The sequence below is a fragment of the Streptomyces sp. NBC_00443 genome, from assembly GCF_036014175.1.
Lineage (GTDB): Bacteria > Actinomycetota > Actinomycetes > Streptomycetales > Streptomycetaceae > Streptomyces.
In genome coordinates, this window is sequence record NZ_CP107917.1 from 8,740,879 (window position 1) to 8,756,242 (window position 15,364).

Genomic DNA, 15,364 nt, shown 5'->3' on the forward strand with positions numbered 1-15,364 from the left:
AAGGAGAACGTCCGTGCACGACACCGGACCACCCCTGATCGAGGCCCGCGCCCTGTCTGCCGGATACGGCACCCGACCCGTCGTCCGCGACCTCGACCTCCAGGTCCGCCCCGGCGAGGTCGTCGCCCTCCTCGGACCCAACGGCGCGGGCAAGACCACGACCCTGCGCGGCCTGTCGGGCGACCTCCCCCCGATGGGCGGGGAGGTGCGCTGGCTGGGTGACAGCAACCGTGCCCCGCTGCACCGCCGCGCCCGCCAGGGCCTCGCCTACGTCGGTGAGCGGGCGGTCTTCACCCGGCTCGACACCGCGGACAACCTGCGGGTCGGCCGGGTTCCGACGGAGCGGGCCCTGAAGCTCTTCCCCGAACTGGAGAAGCGGCTGAACACCGGCGCAGGCATGCTCTCCGGCGGCGAGCAGCAGATGCTGTCGCTGGCCCGCGCGCTGGGCCGCGCCCCCAAACTGCTCCTCGCGGACGAACTGTCCCTCGGTCTCGCCCCGCTGGTGGTCGACCGTCTCCTGCACGCCGTACGCGAAGCGGCCGACCGCGGCCTGGGGGCCCTGCTGGTCGAACAGCACGTGCGCAAGGTGCTGGACATCGCCGACCGCGTGTACGTCCTGCACCGCGGCCGCATCACGATGACCGGCACCCCGAAGGAACTGCGCGGCAACCTCGACGCGATCGAGTCGTCGTACCTCGCGGACAAGGGACCTGCCGGGACGACAGAAACGACGACTGAGGAAACCAAGACATACGTGACCGATTGAGGTGGATGCTGTGCCCAGCGCACGCGAAGAGATCCGATCCCTGGTCCTGTCCGGCGACACCTTCGAGCAACCTGCGAATGAACTGAGGGAGTTGCAGCTCGAAGCCGCCCGGGAGGCCTTCACCGCACACCGCGAGCGCATTCCGCTGCTGCGCACCCGGGCCGAGGAGACCGGCGTGCACGAGATCACCGGTCCCGATGACCTCGTGCCGCTGCTGTTCTCCCACACCAGCTACAAGTCGTACCCCGTCTCCCTCATCACGGCCGGCCGCTGGGACCGGCTCCTGCGCTGGTACACGACCGTGTCCGTGGTCGAACCGGGCGACGTCGACATGGACGGCGTACGCGACATCGACGCATGGACGGCACGCATCACGGCCGCCGGCCACCGCCCGTACATCACCAGCGGCACCTCCGGAAAGGTGTCCTTTCTCAACTGCGGTACGAGCGACCTGAGTTTCCTCCACGACATCCTGGAACACCTCACCTGCTGGCCCGATCCGCTGCCGCCGAAGCCCACCCGCCGCGGGTACCTGCTGGCGCCCGCGAACGGTCCGATGCGCTCCATCGACGGCTTCCGGTGGCACGCGGACGTCTTCGCCCGGTCCGGCGAGACACAGCTGCTCACCGAGGACCCGATGCGCGTCTCCGACCTGATGAGCAGCGCGCTGCTCCGCCGCCGGATGGCGGAGGGCACCGCGACCCCGCAGGAGATCAGCTCCTTCGAGACCGCGTCCGAGGCCCGCGAGGAGGAACTGGGCGCGGCCTTCGCCCGGATCGTGGACGACATCGCCGCCCACCGCGACGAGCCGCTGCTGATCGCCGGAATGAACAACCAGCAGTTCACGCTGATCCAGGCCCTGCGGGCACGAGGCCTGCCCGACGGCAGCCTGCACCCCGACACTCTGGTACTCAGCGGCGGCGGCAACAAGGGCCGGGCGCTGCCCGACGACTACCAGGCGCAGTTCGCCGCCTTCTACGAGGGTGTACGCCGCGTCCGCAGCTACGGCATGACGGAGCTGCAGGGCTCCTGCCTCGCCTGCGAGAAGGGCAACTACCACGTGCCGCCGTGGGTGATCCCCCTCGTCCTCGACGAGCCGGGCGAGACGCTCCTCAACACCGAACACGGCGTCGTGGAGGGCCGGTTCGCCTTCCTGGACGTCTCCCTCTCGGGCCGCTGGGGCGGACTGATCAGCGGCGACCGGGTCTTCGTCGACTTCTCGCCGTGTGACTGCGGCCGAGCCGGGCCGGCGGTCCTGCCGGACATCCGGCGCTACGGCGATCTCGGCGGCGACGACAAGATCACCTGCGCCGCGACACTCGACTCCTATGTGCGGGGGATGATCCACGGATGACGTCCACGACACTCGACGGCACGGCGGCCGGCCCGGTGGCCGTAGTCCATGTGATCCGCGGCGAGATCGACGCGGGCCCGCACATCGCCCACGGCCGTGCCGATGCCGCCTTCACCGCACCGGCGCTCGACCTGGACCGCCTCGTATGGCCGCGCACCGCGCCCGGCCCCGCCTTCCACGTGCCCGTCGCCGAGATCGTCGACCTGCTGGTGGAGACCGGCGATGCCCTCAAGGCGGACCGCAACGGCCTCCTCGCCGAGGCGCTCGACCGCATGGTCCGGGTCAGTCCCCTGCCCGCCGAGGTCCTCGAACGCGCCTACGCCGTCCTGTGGCGCAGCTTCCAGCGCCCCAACCTGTACGCCCAGATCGACCACGAACTCGGCGGCGCCGACGTCCTCGACGGCTGGCGCGAGGTGCGTCTGCCCGAGGGGCGGACCGCGGCCACCCGAGCCTTCCCGCCGCGCCTGGTGCACATCATCGCTGGCAACGCGCCCGGCGTCGCCGCGATGTCCGTCGTACGCGGAGCCCTCACCAAGGGCGTCAACCTCCTGAAGCTGCCCTCGAACGACCTGTTCACGGCGACCGCCATCCTGCGCACGATGGCCGCGGTGGCCCCGGGGCACCCCGTGGTGTGCTCGTTCTCCGCGGTGTACTGGCGCGGCGGCGACGAGACGGTGGAGAGCGTGCTGTTCCGCCCCCAGTTCTTCGACAAACTGGTCGCCTGGGGCGGCGAGTCCACGATCCGCGGGGCGCTGCGGTACGTGGGTCCGGGGTTCGAGCTCGTGTCGTTCGACCCCAAGACCTCCATCTCGCTGATCGGCCGCGAAGCGTTCGAGTCGCCCGAGTCGCTGGCCCGGGCGGCCGACGCGGGCGCCGCCGACGCCACGTTCTTCAACCAGCAGGCGTGCGTGGCCAGCCGCTTCCAGTTCGTCGAGGGTTCCGAGGACGACGCCGACCGCTATGCCGCGCTGCTGTGCGAACGCCTCGGCGTCGCCCGGGAGTTCAGCTCCGCCGACGGGCCGCGGGTCGCCTCGGAGCTGCGTGAGGAGATCGACGTACTGCGCTCCCTGGCGCCCGAGTACCGGGTGTGGGGCGGTTACGACGGTCGGGGCCTGGTCATCCGCTCCCCGGAACCGGTGGACTTCCATCCCGACGGCAAGATCGTCAACGTCGTCCCGGTCAGCGAGCTGTCGGAGGCCGTCGGTCATGCGGGAGTCGCCACCCAGACCGTCGGCGTCTGTCCCGACACGCGCAAGCCCGAACTGCGGGACGCCCTCGCCTGCGCCGGAGTCCAGCGCGTGGTCTCGCTCGGCAAGGCGGGCGGCATGCCTCCGGGCCTCTCCCACGACGGCTTCTATCCGCTTCAACGGCTCATGCGGTGGGTGAACGACGAGTGATACACAGCCACTCGCGCGTCCCTGGCTGCGCGGCCGCCGATCACCTCAAGGCCGTCCCGCCTCAGTCCCGTGACGTGACGATGCTCAACGCATTGGCGGCGACGATGGCTCCGATGCTCGCCCACTCGAGCCCGCCCAGGTCCTGACCCAGCCCGACCAGGCCGACGACGGCCGCGAGGACCGGGTTGACGCTCATGAACAGGCCGAAGGCACGGGCCGGGACATGGCGGAGGGTGAACAGGTCCGCGAGGTACGGCACGGCCGAGGAGAGGAGCCCGGCGGCGATGGCGCAGGCCAGGGCGTCGGCCGTGGGCGGGTGCCGGACGGCGATGACGACGCCGACCGGCAGGAACATCAGGGCGGAGATGCCGGACGCGGCCGCCGCCCCCTGGGCTCCGGGGATGCGCCGGCCGACGGTCCGGTTGAGCAGGATGTACGACGCCCAGCAGACGGCGGCCAGCAGGCCCAGCGCCAGCCCGGCGTAGTCGGTCGAGGGCTGCGGACGCATGAGGGTGATGACACCGGCCGCGGCGATCACCGCGCAGCACACGTCCACGCGGCGGCGCGACGTGGCCAGAGCGATGGTGAGCGGGCCGAGGAACTCCAGCGTCACCGCCAGTCCCAGGCCGACGCGCTCGATCGACGAGTACAGCGAGAGGTTCATGGTGCCGAACACCAGGGCCAGCGCGGCGACCGGCCACCACTGACTCCAGGTGAACGAACGCAGCCTCGGCCTGCTCACGGCCAGCAGGGCTACTGCGGCGACGTACTGCCGCACGGCGACGACACCGACCGGTCCGAGGACGGGGAACGCGAGGGAGCCGATCGCGGCGCCGGTCTGGGTGGACAGTCCGCTGCCGATCATCGTGGCCACACCGGCGAGACGTCCGCCGGCCTGCTTGCGGTCATCGAGCGGCCTCGTTGACGAGGGCGAGGGCGAGGGCGAGGGAACGAGCGTGGCCGCGGTGGCGGGCGCGGGTGCGAGGCGGGTGCGCATACGCCGATCGTGCGACCGCTCGATCTTTGCGCAAAATGCGTCAGCGGAGCCATCTATACGCTTGAGTCATGGATCGAGTGACGGATCTGGAGCTGCGGCAGCTGCGCTGTCTCGTCGCGATCGTCGACGAGGGCACGTTCACCGACGCCGCGATCGCCCTCGGTGTCTCCCAGGCGGCCGTGTCCCGCTCGCTGGCCTCGCTAGAACGCGCCCTGGGCGTACGGCTGTTGCGGCGGACCTCCCGCGAGGTGACCCCGACGGGGACCGGGTTGCGGGTCCTGGCGCACGCGCGGCGGGTGCTCGGCGAGGTGGGCGACCTGGTCCGGGAGGCCGCCTCCGGGCACGCCCGGCTGCGGATGGGCTACGCCTGGGCGGCGCTCGGCCGGCACACCCCGGCGTTCCAGCGCCGCTGGGCCGCCGCCCACCCCGGTACCGACTTGCAGCTCGTCCGCGTCAACTCGCCCACCGCGGGCCTGGTGGAGGGCGCCTGCGATCTGTCCGTCGTGCGCAGGCAGGTGGACGACCGGCGGTTCGAGACCGTCATCGTCGGACTGGAGCGGCGGCTGTGCGCCGTGGCCGCCGACGATCCGCTGGCCCGGCGCCGCTCGGTCCGGCTGGCCGACCTCAGCGGCCGCACCCTCCTCGTCGACCGCCGCACCGGTACCACGACGACCGACCTGTGGCCGCCCGACTCGCAACCGGCGACCGAGGAGACGCACGACGTCGACGACTGGCTCACGGTGATCTCCACCGGCCGCTGCGTCGGCATGACCGCCGAGGCCACCGCCCACCAGTACCCGCGCCCCGGCGTCGTCTACCGGCCGCTGAGGGACGCCGAACCCATCGCCGTACGGCTGGCCTGGTGGCGCGACGACCCGCCGCCCGCAGCTCAGGCGGCGATCGAACTGCTCACGGCGCTCTACCGGGGCGACTGAAGCACGCACAGGAGCGCCCGGGGCGACAGCACGGGGACGGAGCAGGACACTGGGGCGGGAAGGGCCCTATCCACTTCTCGCGGATCCTGATTGCGCGGTGCGCGGCCGTCATCCGCTTCCCCGCGCCGGTCTGGGTCCTTCCCGTCACCTCCAGCACACCATGCGCGCGGCCGATGCGCCAGGGCCGGTGGGCGCACCTGGGCGGCGGGCGCGGCGGTAGCGGTGCCGGGAGGTGACAAAGCGGTCCCGGCGGGTACCCATGAGCGAATCCCGCCGGGTGCGGGAGCGCCGTCGAACGGAGGTGAGGGCGCCGTGCGGTTCGCGTTCTGTGACGCCGGTGTGCGCGGACATCCCCCGGATGCCGTATGCACACGGCGCCGGCCCGCACACGGCCCGGATGACGACCTGCCGCGGCGGGGGTGACCGATGCACGGGCCCCTCACCCCCGACAGGGCGCGCGAGGCGCTGGCCCCCGCCCTGCGCGACGTGCGCGCCGTCGTCTTCGACACCGACGGAGTGATCACCGACTCGGCCCGGGTGCACGCCGCCGCGTGGAAAGTGGCCTTCGACGGCTACCTGCACGCCCACCCGCCCGCGGACCCCGATCAGCGCCGGCCCTTCGACGCGGGGGACGACTATCTGCGCCACGTGGACGGCAAGTCCCGCCTCGACGGCGCCGCGGCCTTCCTCGCCGCACGCGGCATCGACGCCTCGGACGAGACGGTTCGGGCCGTCGCCGAGGACAAGGAGCGCCTCTTCACCGAGAGGCTGCGCGAGCACGGCGTCGACGCCTACCCGGGGACCGTACGGCTGGTGCAGGCGCTGCGCGCGGCGGGCGTGCCCCGGGCGGCCGCCTCCGCGTCCCGGCATGCCGGGGAACTGCTGGAGCGGGCAGGGGTCCTCGACCTGTTCGACGCCCTGGTGGACGGCGGTGAGGCGGCCCGCCTGGGCCTCGCGGGCAAGCCGGAGCCCGACCTGTTCCTGGAGGCGGTCCGCAGACTCGGCGCCCCCGCCGGTCAGGCCGCCGTCGTCGAGGACGCCCTGGCAGGCGTGGAGGCGGGCCGGCGCGGCGGATTCGCCCTGGTGGTCGGCGTGGACCGGGCCGCGGGTGCCGGCACCGGGGCGCGGCTGCTGCGGCACGGCGCCGACATCGTGGTACGGGACCTCGGAGAACTCTGCGCGGGAGGAGCGCCGACGTGATGGACCGGAGCCTGGAGGCCGAGGGAGCTGACCTGAGCTCGGTGGCCGAAGCAGCAGAGCTGATCTCGAAGGCCGACGGAACGGATCTGGGCTCGGAGGTCGACGGAACGGGCTGGAGCTGGGAGTACGAGGGCTACAAGCCCGGCGACGAACGACTCCGGGAGTCGCTGTGCACGCTGGGCAACGGCTACTTCGCAAGCAGGGGTGCGCTGCCCGAGTGCGCCGCCGACGACGTCCACTATCCGGGGACGTATGTCGCCGGCATCTACAACCGGCTCACCTCCAAGGTCGCGGGCCGCCGGGTCGAGAACGAGGACATGGTCAACGTCCCGAACTGGCTGCCCCTGCGCTTCCGCCTGCCCGACGGAGACTGGATCGTCCCCGACACCGCGGACGTGCTCGACCACCGGCTGATGCTGCACCTGTCCGTGGGGCTGCTGGAGCGCCGGACGCGGTACGGCCTCGGCGGCGACGGAGTGCTGACGGTGCGCCAGCAGCGGATGGTGCACATGGCCGACCCTCATCTGGCGGCGCTGCGCACCGAGTTCACGGCCGAGGGATTCGCCGGCCCGCTCGAAGTGGAGGCGTCCCTGGACGGGGGCGTCACCAACGCCGGCGTGGCCCGCTACCGGGACCTGGACGGCCGCCATCTGACCCACGTCCACACCGGCACCGCCGCCCCGGACACGGTCTGGCTGCGCTGCCGCACCCGCACCTCCGACATCCGGATCGGCATCGCCTCCCGGCTGACCACCGACGCCGATGCTCCGGTCACGATCAGCCACGAACGGCCGTACGCCATCCAGCGGCTGACCATCGACCTGGCCCCCGGCCGCACCGTCACCGTCGACAAGACCGTCGCCCTGCACACCTCCCGCGACCCGGCGATCAGCGACCCGCTCCACGCCGCCGTCGACCGGGTGGGCCGCGCCCCCGGCTTCGACACGCTGGTCGGGTCGCACCTCACGGCCTGGGCCCAGCTCTGGCGCCGCGCCGCCCTCGACGTCCCCGGCGAGTCGGGCCGCATCCTGCGCCTGCACCTCTTCCATGTCCTGCAGACGCTCTCCCCGCACACCGCCGACCTCGACGTGGGAGTCCCCGCCCGCGGACTGCACGGCGAGGCCTACCGCGGCCATGTCTTCTGGGACGAGCTGTTCGTGCTGCCCTACCTCAACATGCACTTCCCGGAGGTATCCCGCGCCCTGCTCCGCCACCGCCACAGGCGCCTCGAACAGGCCTGCACCAGCGCCGGGGCGGCGGGCCACAAGGGCGCGATGTACCCCTGGCAGAGCGGCAGCGACGGCCGTGAGGAGACCCAGCAGCTCCATCTCAACCCGCGCTCGGGACGCTGGCTGGCGGACCACTCCCGGCTCCAGCATCACGTCGGCTCGGCGATCGCGTACAACGTGTGGCAGTACTGCGAGGCGAGCGGCGACATGGAGTTCCTGCACACCAAGGGCGCCGAGATGCTGCTGCAGATCGCCCGTTTCTGGGCGGACAAGGCCGTCTACGACGACAGTCTGGGCCGCCATCGCATCAAGGGTGTCGTCGGCCCCGACGAGTACCACGAGGCCTACCCGGACGCCGATGCACCCGGCCTGGACGACAACGCGTACACGAACGTCACAGCGGCCTGGGTGCTCACCCGCACCCTCGAACTGCTGGAGAACCTGCCCGAGCCCCGCCGGCGCGAACTCGCCGAACGCACCGGCCTGGACGGGGGCGAGCTCGAACGGTGGGACGACGTCTCGCACACGCTCCATGTCCCCTTCCACGACGACGTCATCAGCCAGTTCGCGGGTTACGGCGACCTCGCCGAGCTCGACTGGAACGGCTACCGCGGCCAGTACGGCGACATCCGGCGACTGGACCGGATCCTGGAGGCGGAGGGCGACACGGTCAACCGCTACAAGGCCTCCAAGCAGGCCGACGTCCTGATGCTCGGCTACCTCTTCGCCCCGTCCGAACTGGGCAGCATGTTCCACCGGTTGGGAGTCCGGCTCGACGAGCACATGTGGCAGCGCACCGTCGACTACTACATGCACCGCACCAGCCACGGCTCCACCCTCAGCGGTCTGGTCCACGGCTGGGTCCTGGCCCGGTGCCGGCGCACGGAGGCGTGGACGTTCGTCCAGGAGGCCCTCCAGGGCGACATCGCCGACGTGCAGGGCGGCACCACCGGCGAGGGCATCCACCTCGGCGCCATGGCCGGCACCCTCGACCTCGTTCAGCGCGGCCTGACCGGCCTGGAGACCCGTGGCGGCGCCCTGTGGCTGGACCCCGTGCCGCTGCCCGAGCTGTCCTCCTACGGGTTCCCCCTGCGCTACCAGGGCCACTGGGGCGTACGGCTGCGCCTGGAAAGAGGGCTGCTGGAGATCCAGGTCCCGTCCTCCGACGCCTCACCGATCGACGTACGGCTGCCCGGTCGCGGTGTGTCGCTGCCGCCGGGCGGAACGGGGCGACTGGTGGTGCACGACTGACGCGGCTCATCGTCGGCTTCGCCCCGCGCGAGGCACCGCCCGGTGCGCGATGCGGCCGACGGGGAGAGGCTGGGAGGAGTGGGAGGAGAGGAGTGGGAGGAGTGGGAGGACAACCTCGCGGATCCTGCGAGGAAGGCGGATCCCGCGCGGAAAGGGGAGCGCGATGCACGGCCCGGTTGTCGTAGGGGTGGACGGCTCGCCGTCGAGCATGAAGGCCGTGGAGATCGCGGCGCGCGAGGCGGGGCTGCACGGCGTGGGGCTGCGGCTGGTGCACGCCTTCGGCCGGCCGGCCGCACACATCCCGCACGGCGGGCGGCTCTGGGAGCCGAGCGGCGCCGGGATGCGCGAGCTGATCGACGGCACGCTCGCCAAGGCCGAGCAGCGCGCTCACGAGCTTGCGCCGGGCCTCGAGATCACGCGTGACATCGCCGTCGGGGAACCGGTGACGGTGCTGGAGATCGAGTCGCGCACCGCGTCCCTCGCGGTGGTCGGAAGCCGGGGCCACAGCCGGTTCGGCGCCCTGCTGCTCGGCTCCACCGCCGGTCATATGGCCGCCCACGCCGCCTGCCCCGTGCTGGTGGTGCGCGGCAGGCCGGACCCGGACGGGCCCGTGCTCCTCGCCGTCGACGGCTCGCCCGCGGCCCGGGGGCTGTCGAGTTCGCCTTTGAGGTGGCGGCCGCGCGCGGCACGGACCTGGTGGCGCTGCACGCCTGGAGCACCCGCTCCGAGCGCGCCTACGAAAGCCCCGCCGACCCGCCCTTCGTGACGTACGACGAGGGGCGGCTGCGCGACGAGGAGGAGCGTGTGCTCGCCGAGGCCCTCGGCGGGCTGCGCGAGCTGTATCCCGACGTCGTCGTGCGCCGCAGGCTGGTGCGCGGCCGGATCCGGCACACCCTCGTCGAGGCCAGCGCCGAAGCCGGTCTCGTGGTGGCGGGGGCGCGCGGCCGGGGCGGGTTCGCCGGGCTGCTGCTCGGCTCGGTCAGTCAGGCACTGCTCCACCACGCGCAGTGCCCGGTCGCCGTCGTCCGTTCCGGTGCGGAGTGAGTCTCACAGGCTCGCCGCGTGGTCGGGGACGTGGTTCTGCAGATCGCGTGGCGGTCGCTGGTAGCCGGTCGAGGCCGGGCGTTCGGGCAGGTCCAGGACGGGCGGAAGGACGTCCTGGTACGGCACGGAGCTCAGCAGGTGGGCGATCATGTTCAGCCGGGCCCGGCGCTTGTCGTCGCTCTCGACGACGTACCAGGGGGCCTCGGCGATGTCGGTGTGCACCATCATCTCGTCCTTGGCCCGGGAGTACGCCTCCCAGCGGGTGACCGACTCCAGGTCCATCGGGGACAGCTTCCAGCGCCGTAGCGGATCCTCCAGCCGACGCCGGAAGCGTTCCTGCTGCTCCTCGTCGCTCACCGAGAACCAGTACTTGCGCAGCTGGATCCCGTCCTCCACCAGCATCCGCTCGAAGAGGGGGCACTGGCGCAGGAAGCGCTGGTACTCCTGCTTGCTGCAGAAGCCCATGACGCGCTCGACACCGGCGCGGTTGTACCAGCTGCGGTCGAACAGCACGATCTCCCCGGCGGCGGGCAGATGCCCGATGTACCGCTGGAAGTACCACTGGGTCCGCTCGCGCTCGGTCGGCTTGGGCAGCGCCGTGATCCGCGCGACCCGGGGATTGAGGTGCTCCGTGACCCGCTTGATCGTGCCGCCCTTGCCCGCCGCGTCCCGCCCCTCGAAGATCACGACGAGCCGCGCACCCTCGGCCCGCACCCACTCCTGCAGTTTCGCCAACTCCGACTGCAGGCGCATCAGTTCCTTCTCGTACGCCTTGCGCGGCAGCTTCTCCGCCTTGTTGCCGGCCATGCCGCCTCCCAGCTTCGAACGCCAGAACAGCACCGTACTGACCGGTGACGGGGGTCGCATGCCGACGGGCAGGATGGGCGTATGGACGGTGTCGACCCGCACATCCACGTCGAGCAGAGCGTGACCCGCTACGACGCCCGCGCGCGCAGTCTTCTGGCGGGCACGTTCGGCCTGGTCGGCGATCTGCCGGAGACGGTCGGCGCCGGCTGCGGGCTGCGGGTGCCGTACGCGATGACGACACCGCGCCCCGAGAGCGTCACCTGCCTGGCCTGCCGCCGGCATGCCCGCGCGGAGCACCTGCGCCTTGCGGAGCAGATGGCACGCCTGGGCGGCATGCCGGGATCCACCGTCACCGGCGCCCAGGTCGCGGCGGTGACGGTGGAGCATCATCGCGACCTGGCACGCGGGTTCGCGGACGGGACCGGGGACACCGGGTGAGGCGCAGGTTCCGCGCTCGCCGGAGGCGTCACGTGCCGCCGCTGCCGAACGACCCGCTGCCGCCCTCGCTCCAGCGCGTGCGTTCCTGCGACGGGCTGGTCCGGGAGGGGATGTTGCCGTGGGCGGGAAGGTCGTGGGGGGTGACCCGCTGGTCGCTCTTCGGCACCTCGGCGGGCTCCCGGTGCTCCCGGACCTCGTGGACCGGGCCCTCGGCGGGCAGCCTGGGCTGTTCCTCGGGACGTGGCGGACGCGGTTCCCGGCGCCTGATCCGGGCGCCCACGACGAAGGCGCCGATGAGCAGCGCCACGACGACCACACCGGCGACGAGCAACCCGACGGCGAGCGCGCCCCGACCTGCGGCGATATCCATCCAAGTCGTGTCCATGGGCTCGCGGGTACCCCTGGCTCCTCGATGGACACGTGCGGCGTCCCTGAAGAACCCGTTCGCCACGACCAGCTGGAACGCCCGGCCGCGGGGCGGGAGAGCAGGGGTTTGGTGCCCCCGGCGGCGGCTACCCGCCCCTTGTGACATCGACAGCATCCCAGCAAGAACTCGTCCAGTTCCTCGAGGACCGCTTCGCGTGCGCCCAGGCCTGCACCGAGTGCGCTCGGACCTGCGCCCTGCGTGCGAGCCTCGTCGATCCGGACGCGGCCGAGGACCAGGAACTTGTGCGACGCAAGGGCATCCTGTGCGCCGAGGTGTGCGACACGACCTGCCGTGTGCTGTCCGAGCAGGGCGGCATGGACGAGGGCGCCGAGACCGCGCTCCGGGTCCAGCTGGAGTGGACCCGGTCCGTGTGCCTGGAGTGTGCGCATGTCTTCGACCGGCACCCGGGCGCCGAGGACGCGGCGAAGGCATGCCGTGCCTGCGCGCGGGCCTGCACGGACTTCATGAGCACGCTCAACTGACGGGCTGAGCCGCCTCGCCTCAGCGGCTCGCACCGCATTCCGCCGCTCCTCGCCATTCCCAATTTCTGGAACACGTTCTACGGTGTGCGCCGTCAGGACCGGCCTTGGGGAGCCTGGAGGCGCCGTGCATCTCGAATACACGCCCGAGCAGCAGCGGCTGCGCACCGAACTGCGCGACTACTTCGCCGAGTTGGTGCCCGACCGCGCGCAGACCCTCCCGCACAGCCCGAAAGGCGCGGGAGGTGCCCCCATCACCGATCCGGCCGCCCAGAAGCGCTACTACCGCAAGACGATCCGGCGGCTCGGCACGGACGGTCGGCTCGGCATGGGCTGGCCCAAGGAATACGGCGGCCGCGGCCTGACCGCGATGGAGCAGTTCATCTTCTTCGACGAGGCGGCCCAGGCGGGCGTACCGCTGCCGCTGATGGCGCTCAACACCGTCGGCCCGACGATCATGCAGTACGGCACGGACGAGCAGAAGGCGTACTTCCTGCCGAAGATCCTCTCCGGCGAGATCGACTTCGCGATCGGCTACAGCGAGCCCGACGCGGGCACGGACCTGGCGGCCCTGCGGACACGCGCCGTGCGCGACGGCGACGAGTACGTCGTCACCGGTCAGAAGATCTGGACGACCAACGGCGACACCGCCGACTGGGTCTGGCTGGCCGTCCGCACCGACCCGGACGCGCCGCCCCACAAGGGCATCACCATGCTCCTCGTCCCGACCACCGACCCCGGCTACTCCTGCACCCTCATCAACACCCTCGCCTCGCACGACACCACCGTCAGCTACTACGAGAACATCCGCGTCCCGGTCTCCCGCCGGGTCGGCGCCGAGAACCAGGGCTGGCGCCTGATCACCAACCAGCTCAACCACGAGCGCGTCACCCTCGCCGCCCACGGCACCATGGCCATCCGCGCCCTGCACGACGTCCAGCGCTGGGCCATGGAGACCAAGCTCGCCGACGGCCGCCGGGTGATCGACCTCCCCTGGGTGCGCCGCCGGCTCGCCCAGACCCACGCCAGGCTCGACGCCCTCAAGCTCCTGAACTGGAAGATGGTGAGCGCCGTGCAGGACGGCACGCTCACACCCCAGGACGCCTCCGCGGTGAAGGTCTACGGCTCCGAGGCGCGCCGGGACGCGTACGCCTGGCTGATGGAGATCGTCGCCGCACCCGGCGCGCTGAAGGAGGGTTCGGCGGGGGCCGTCCTGCACGGCGAGCTGGAGCGCGGCTACCGCTCGGCCGTCATCTTCACCTTCGGCGGCGGCAACAACGAGATCCAGCGGGAGATCATCTCGTGGATCGGGCTGGGGATGCCGAGGGTGCGGAGGTAGCGCGCATCACCGTGATTCGAGCCATGGCGGCCCCGTTTGCCGAGCGTTGAAGGGGCGAGGAGACTGGCAGAGAGGGGTTTTACAAGGCCGCGAGTTCGGCGCCGTGACGTCACCGGCGACTGCTCCCGCGCCGACCTGAAGAGGCGAGTGCAATGTCACGTCAGTACTATCAGCGTGGTCATCTCGTCGAGGCTGAAGAACTCGACGACGTCGTCGCGGTCAAGATGGGCACGGAAATCCGCGCGAGCGCCGCCGCCGAGAGAACGGCGGAACTGGGCAGCAGCGCCCTCGGGGAGATACGCGAGGCCGGGGTCGACGACGAGACCACCGTTGCTTTCGCGCGCGCGAGCTGGGTGTTCGTCAGGCCGAACCAGCGGACGCGCGAAGTGTTCACCGCGAGCGGGGTGATTCCCGGCGCGCAGACCACCGGCAAGGTCATCCGCCGGCCCAACGGCAGGATCGGTATCGCGACTGACGCATTGACCGTACGACTGGCTCCGGAACTCTCCGAGGAGGAGGCCGAACGCGAGCTCGAGGCGGCGGGTCTGACGGTGGTCGGCAAGCTCGGCTTCGCGAAGAACCTGTACGAGGTGCGCGCCGCGGCGTCGCAGGACGCGCTCGCGGCCTCCGTCGAACTGCACGACAACGACCGCTTCGTCTTCGCCGAACCGGCGTTCATCGAGCACGTCCCCGCTCGATTCAGGCCCACCGGGGCCCGCTACAGCGAGCAGTGGCAGTGGAGGAATCCCGGTACCAACGGCGGTACTCCCGACGCCGATGTGCACATCGAGTCGGCCTGGGACAGCACTTTCGGAGCGGGGATCCGGGTCGCAGTCATCGACACCGGCTTCGACGCGGGGCACCCGGATCTCGCCAACGGGCTGGATCCGCTGTCGGGCTTCTTCGCCGACGGCGTGCAGCGCCCGGTCTTCGTCCAGGGCACCTCGACGATGCCCGACAGCGATCATGGCACGTTCTGTGCCGGCATGGTCGGCGCCCGGCACGACAACGGGGCGGGCGGTACGGGTGCGGCCCCCGAGTGCAGCCTGATGCTGCTGGCCTGCCTGCAGGACCAGATCGGTACGCAGACCACCCTCGCCCGTGCCGTGGCGTTCGCGGCCGACCCCTCGACGGAGGTCCCCGGTATCGATCCCGGGGCCGGGGCGGACATCCTCGTCAGCAGCCTGGGCCCGAACGGCGCGGTCTGGGATCTGTCCAGCACTCTGGAACTCGCCCTCGAGTTCGCCGCCTCGGACGGACGGCAGGGCAAGGGGCTGCCGATCTTCTGGGCGGCGAGCAACGGCAGGAACGTCGACATCACCAAGGACGAAGTGGTCTCCCACGCGGATGTGATCGCCGTGGTGCGCTCGACCAACACGGACCGGGAGGACAACGCGGCACGCGGCCCGGAGGTGGAACTGATCGCCCCCGGCGTCGACGTCCTCAGCACCACGTCCGGCGGTGGCTACGGAGTCAACACCGGCACCAGCTTCGCCGCTCCCTGCGCGGCCGGGTGCGCGGCACTCGCACTGTCGGTGAACCCACGACTCACGCGGGATCAACTACGTGAGGTGATGCACCGGTCGGCCGACCCGATCGGCGGCCCGCAGGTCGAGTACGACGAGGCCGGTCACAACGACGACTACGGCTTCGGCCGGGTGAACGCCGCTCAGGCCGTCGCGCTGGCCACCGGGAACTAGG

Annotated in this window: 13 protein-coding genes and 1 pseudogene; 11 read left to right on the top strand and 3 right to left on the bottom strand. The window is 71.6% G+C overall.

The window, feature by feature from the left end:
* The first annotated feature begins 13 nt into the window (after positions 1 to 13).
* The 3 genes from OHO27_RS39895 to OHO27_RS39905 are packed head-to-tail and all read left to right on the top strand — an operon-like array spanning position 14 to position 3,517.
* The gene (locus tag OHO27_RS39895) at positions 14 to 766 is read left to right on the top strand and encodes an ABC transporter ATP-binding protein (protein WP_328429803.1); all 753 of its coding nucleotides are present in this window, start codon (positions 14 to 16) and stop codon (positions 764 to 766) included.
* 10 nt (positions 767 to 776) lie between these two features.
* The gene (locus OHO27_RS39900; RefSeq protein WP_328429804.1) at positions 777 to 2,120 is read left to right on the top strand and encodes a hypothetical protein; all 1,344 of its coding nucleotides are present in this window, start codon (positions 777 to 779) and stop codon (positions 2,118 to 2,120) included.
* Positions 2,117 to 3,517 (top strand): acyl-CoA reductase, encoded by a 1,401-nt coding sequence (locus OHO27_RS39905; RefSeq protein WP_328429805.1) that lies wholly within the window; start codon positions 2,117 to 2,119, stop codon positions 3,515 to 3,517. Before OHO27_RS39900 ends, OHO27_RS39905 begins: the two co-directional genes overlap by 4 nt.
* 61 nt (positions 3,518 to 3,578) lie before the next feature.
* Here the strand turns inward: OHO27_RS39905 and OHO27_RS39910 are convergent, their stop codons facing one another.
* On the bottom strand, positions 3,579 to 4,514 hold the full coding sequence (locus OHO27_RS39910) for an EamA family transporter (protein WP_328429806.1): 936 nt from the start codon (positions 4,512 to 4,514) through the stop codon (positions 3,579 to 3,581).
* A 68-nt stretch (positions 4,515 to 4,582) separates the two neighbouring features.
* Between OHO27_RS39910 and OHO27_RS39915 the strand changes: the two genes are divergently transcribed.
* The 4 genes and pseudogenes from OHO27_RS39915 (at position 4,583) to OHO27_RS39930 (ending at position 10,173) form a co-directional block, all read left to right on the top strand.
* Positions 4,583 to 5,449, top strand: coding sequence for a LysR family transcriptional regulator (locus OHO27_RS39915; protein ID WP_328429807.1), 867 nt, complete (start codon positions 4,583 to 4,585; stop codon positions 5,447 to 5,449).
* A gap of 426 nt (positions 5,450 to 5,875) precedes the next feature.
* Positions 5,876 to 6,649, top strand: a complete 774-nt coding sequence (locus OHO27_RS39920) for an HAD family hydrolase (RefSeq protein WP_328429808.1) — start codon at positions 5,876 to 5,878, stop codon at positions 6,647 to 6,649.
* Positions 6,649 to 9,129 carry a glycoside hydrolase family 65 protein gene (locus OHO27_RS39925; RefSeq protein ID WP_328429809.1) on the top strand — a complete coding sequence of 827 codons (2,481 nt, stop codon included), beginning with the start codon at positions 6,649 to 6,651 and terminating at the stop codon, positions 9,127 to 9,129. The genes OHO27_RS39920 and OHO27_RS39925 overlap by 1 nt, the downstream gene beginning before the upstream one ends.
* A 163-nt stretch (positions 9,130 to 9,292) precedes the next feature.
* Positions 9,293 to 10,173: pseudogene (locus OHO27_RS39930) on the top strand (universal stress protein).
* A 3-nt stretch (positions 10,174 to 10,176) separates the two neighbouring features.
* Here OHO27_RS39930 and ppk2 read toward each other — a convergent pair.
* Positions 10,177 to 10,980 (bottom strand): polyphosphate kinase 2, encoded by an 804-nt coding sequence (gene ppk2, locus OHO27_RS39935; RefSeq protein ID WP_328430689.1) that lies wholly within the window; start codon positions 10,978 to 10,980, stop codon positions 10,177 to 10,179.
* Positions 10,981 to 11,061: 81 nt separating this feature from the next.
* Here ppk2 and OHO27_RS39940 point away from each other — a divergent pair, with 81 nt between their 5' ends.
* A complete protein-coding gene (locus OHO27_RS39940; RefSeq protein ID WP_328429810.1) occupies positions 11,062 to 11,418 on the top strand; it encodes a hypothetical protein in 357 nt (118 codons plus the stop codon).
* A 28-nt stretch (positions 11,419 to 11,446) separates the two neighbouring features.
* Here the strand turns inward: OHO27_RS39940 and OHO27_RS39945 are convergent, their stop codons facing one another.
* The gene (locus OHO27_RS39945) at positions 11,447 to 11,803 is read right to left on the bottom strand and encodes a DUF6479 family protein (protein ID WP_328429811.1); all 357 of its coding nucleotides are present in this window, start codon (positions 11,801 to 11,803) and stop codon (positions 11,447 to 11,449) included.
* 140 nt (positions 11,804 to 11,943) lie between these two features.
* Between OHO27_RS39945 and OHO27_RS39950 the strand changes: the two genes are divergently transcribed.
* The 3 genes from OHO27_RS39950 (at position 11,944) to OHO27_RS39960 (ending at position 15,363) form a co-directional block, all read left to right on the top strand.
* Positions 11,944 to 12,327 (top strand): ferredoxin, encoded by a 384-nt coding sequence (locus OHO27_RS39950; RefSeq protein ID WP_328429812.1) that lies wholly within the window; start codon positions 11,944 to 11,946, stop codon positions 12,325 to 12,327.
* A gap of 124 nt (positions 12,328 to 12,451) precedes the next feature.
* Positions 12,452 to 13,663, top strand: a complete 1,212-nt coding sequence (locus tag OHO27_RS39955) for an acyl-CoA dehydrogenase family protein (RefSeq protein WP_328429813.1) — start codon at positions 12,452 to 12,454, stop codon at positions 13,661 to 13,663.
* Between the two features lie 152 nt (positions 13,664 to 13,815).
* Positions 13,816 to 15,363, top strand: coding sequence for a S8 family peptidase (locus tag OHO27_RS39960; protein WP_328429814.1), 1,548 nt, complete (start codon positions 13,816 to 13,818; stop codon positions 15,361 to 15,363).
* Position 15,364 lies beyond the last annotated feature (1 nt).

Bases quoted from the DNA above. Each gene is read 5' to 3' on its own strand.
- OHO27_RS39945 (WP_328429811.1), bottom strand. From the start codon at position 11,803: ATGGACACGACTTGGATGGATATCGCCGCAGGTCGGGGCGCGCTCGCC.
- OHO27_RS39905 (WP_328429805.1), top strand. From the start codon at position 2,117: ATGACGTCCACGACACTCGACGGCACGGCGGCCGGCCCGGTGGCCGTA.
- OHO27_RS39920 (WP_328429808.1), top strand. From the start codon at position 5,876: ATGCACGGGCCCCTCACCCCCGACAGGGCGCGCGAGGCGCTGGCCCCC.
- OHO27_RS39940 (WP_328429810.1), top strand. From the start codon at position 11,062: ATGGACGGTGTCGACCCGCACATCCACGTCGAGCAGAGCGTGACCCGC.
- OHO27_RS39915 (WP_328429807.1), top strand. From the start codon at position 4,583: ATGGATCGAGTGACGGATCTGGAGCTGCGGCAGCTGCGCTGTCTCGTC.
- ppk2 (WP_328430689.1), bottom strand. From the start codon at position 10,980: ATGGCCGGCAACAAGGCGGAGAAGCTGCCGCGCAAGGCGTACGAGAAG.
- OHO27_RS39910 (WP_328429806.1), bottom strand. From the start codon at position 4,514: ATGCGCACCCGCCTCGCACCCGCGCCCGCCACCGCGGCCACGCTCGTT.
- OHO27_RS39925 (WP_328429809.1), top strand. From the start codon at position 6,649: ATGGACCGGAGCCTGGAGGCCGAGGGAGCTGACCTGAGCTCGGTGGCC.
- OHO27_RS39960 (WP_328429814.1), top strand. From the start codon at position 13,816: ATGTCACGTCAGTACTATCAGCGTGGTCATCTCGTCGAGGCTGAAGAA.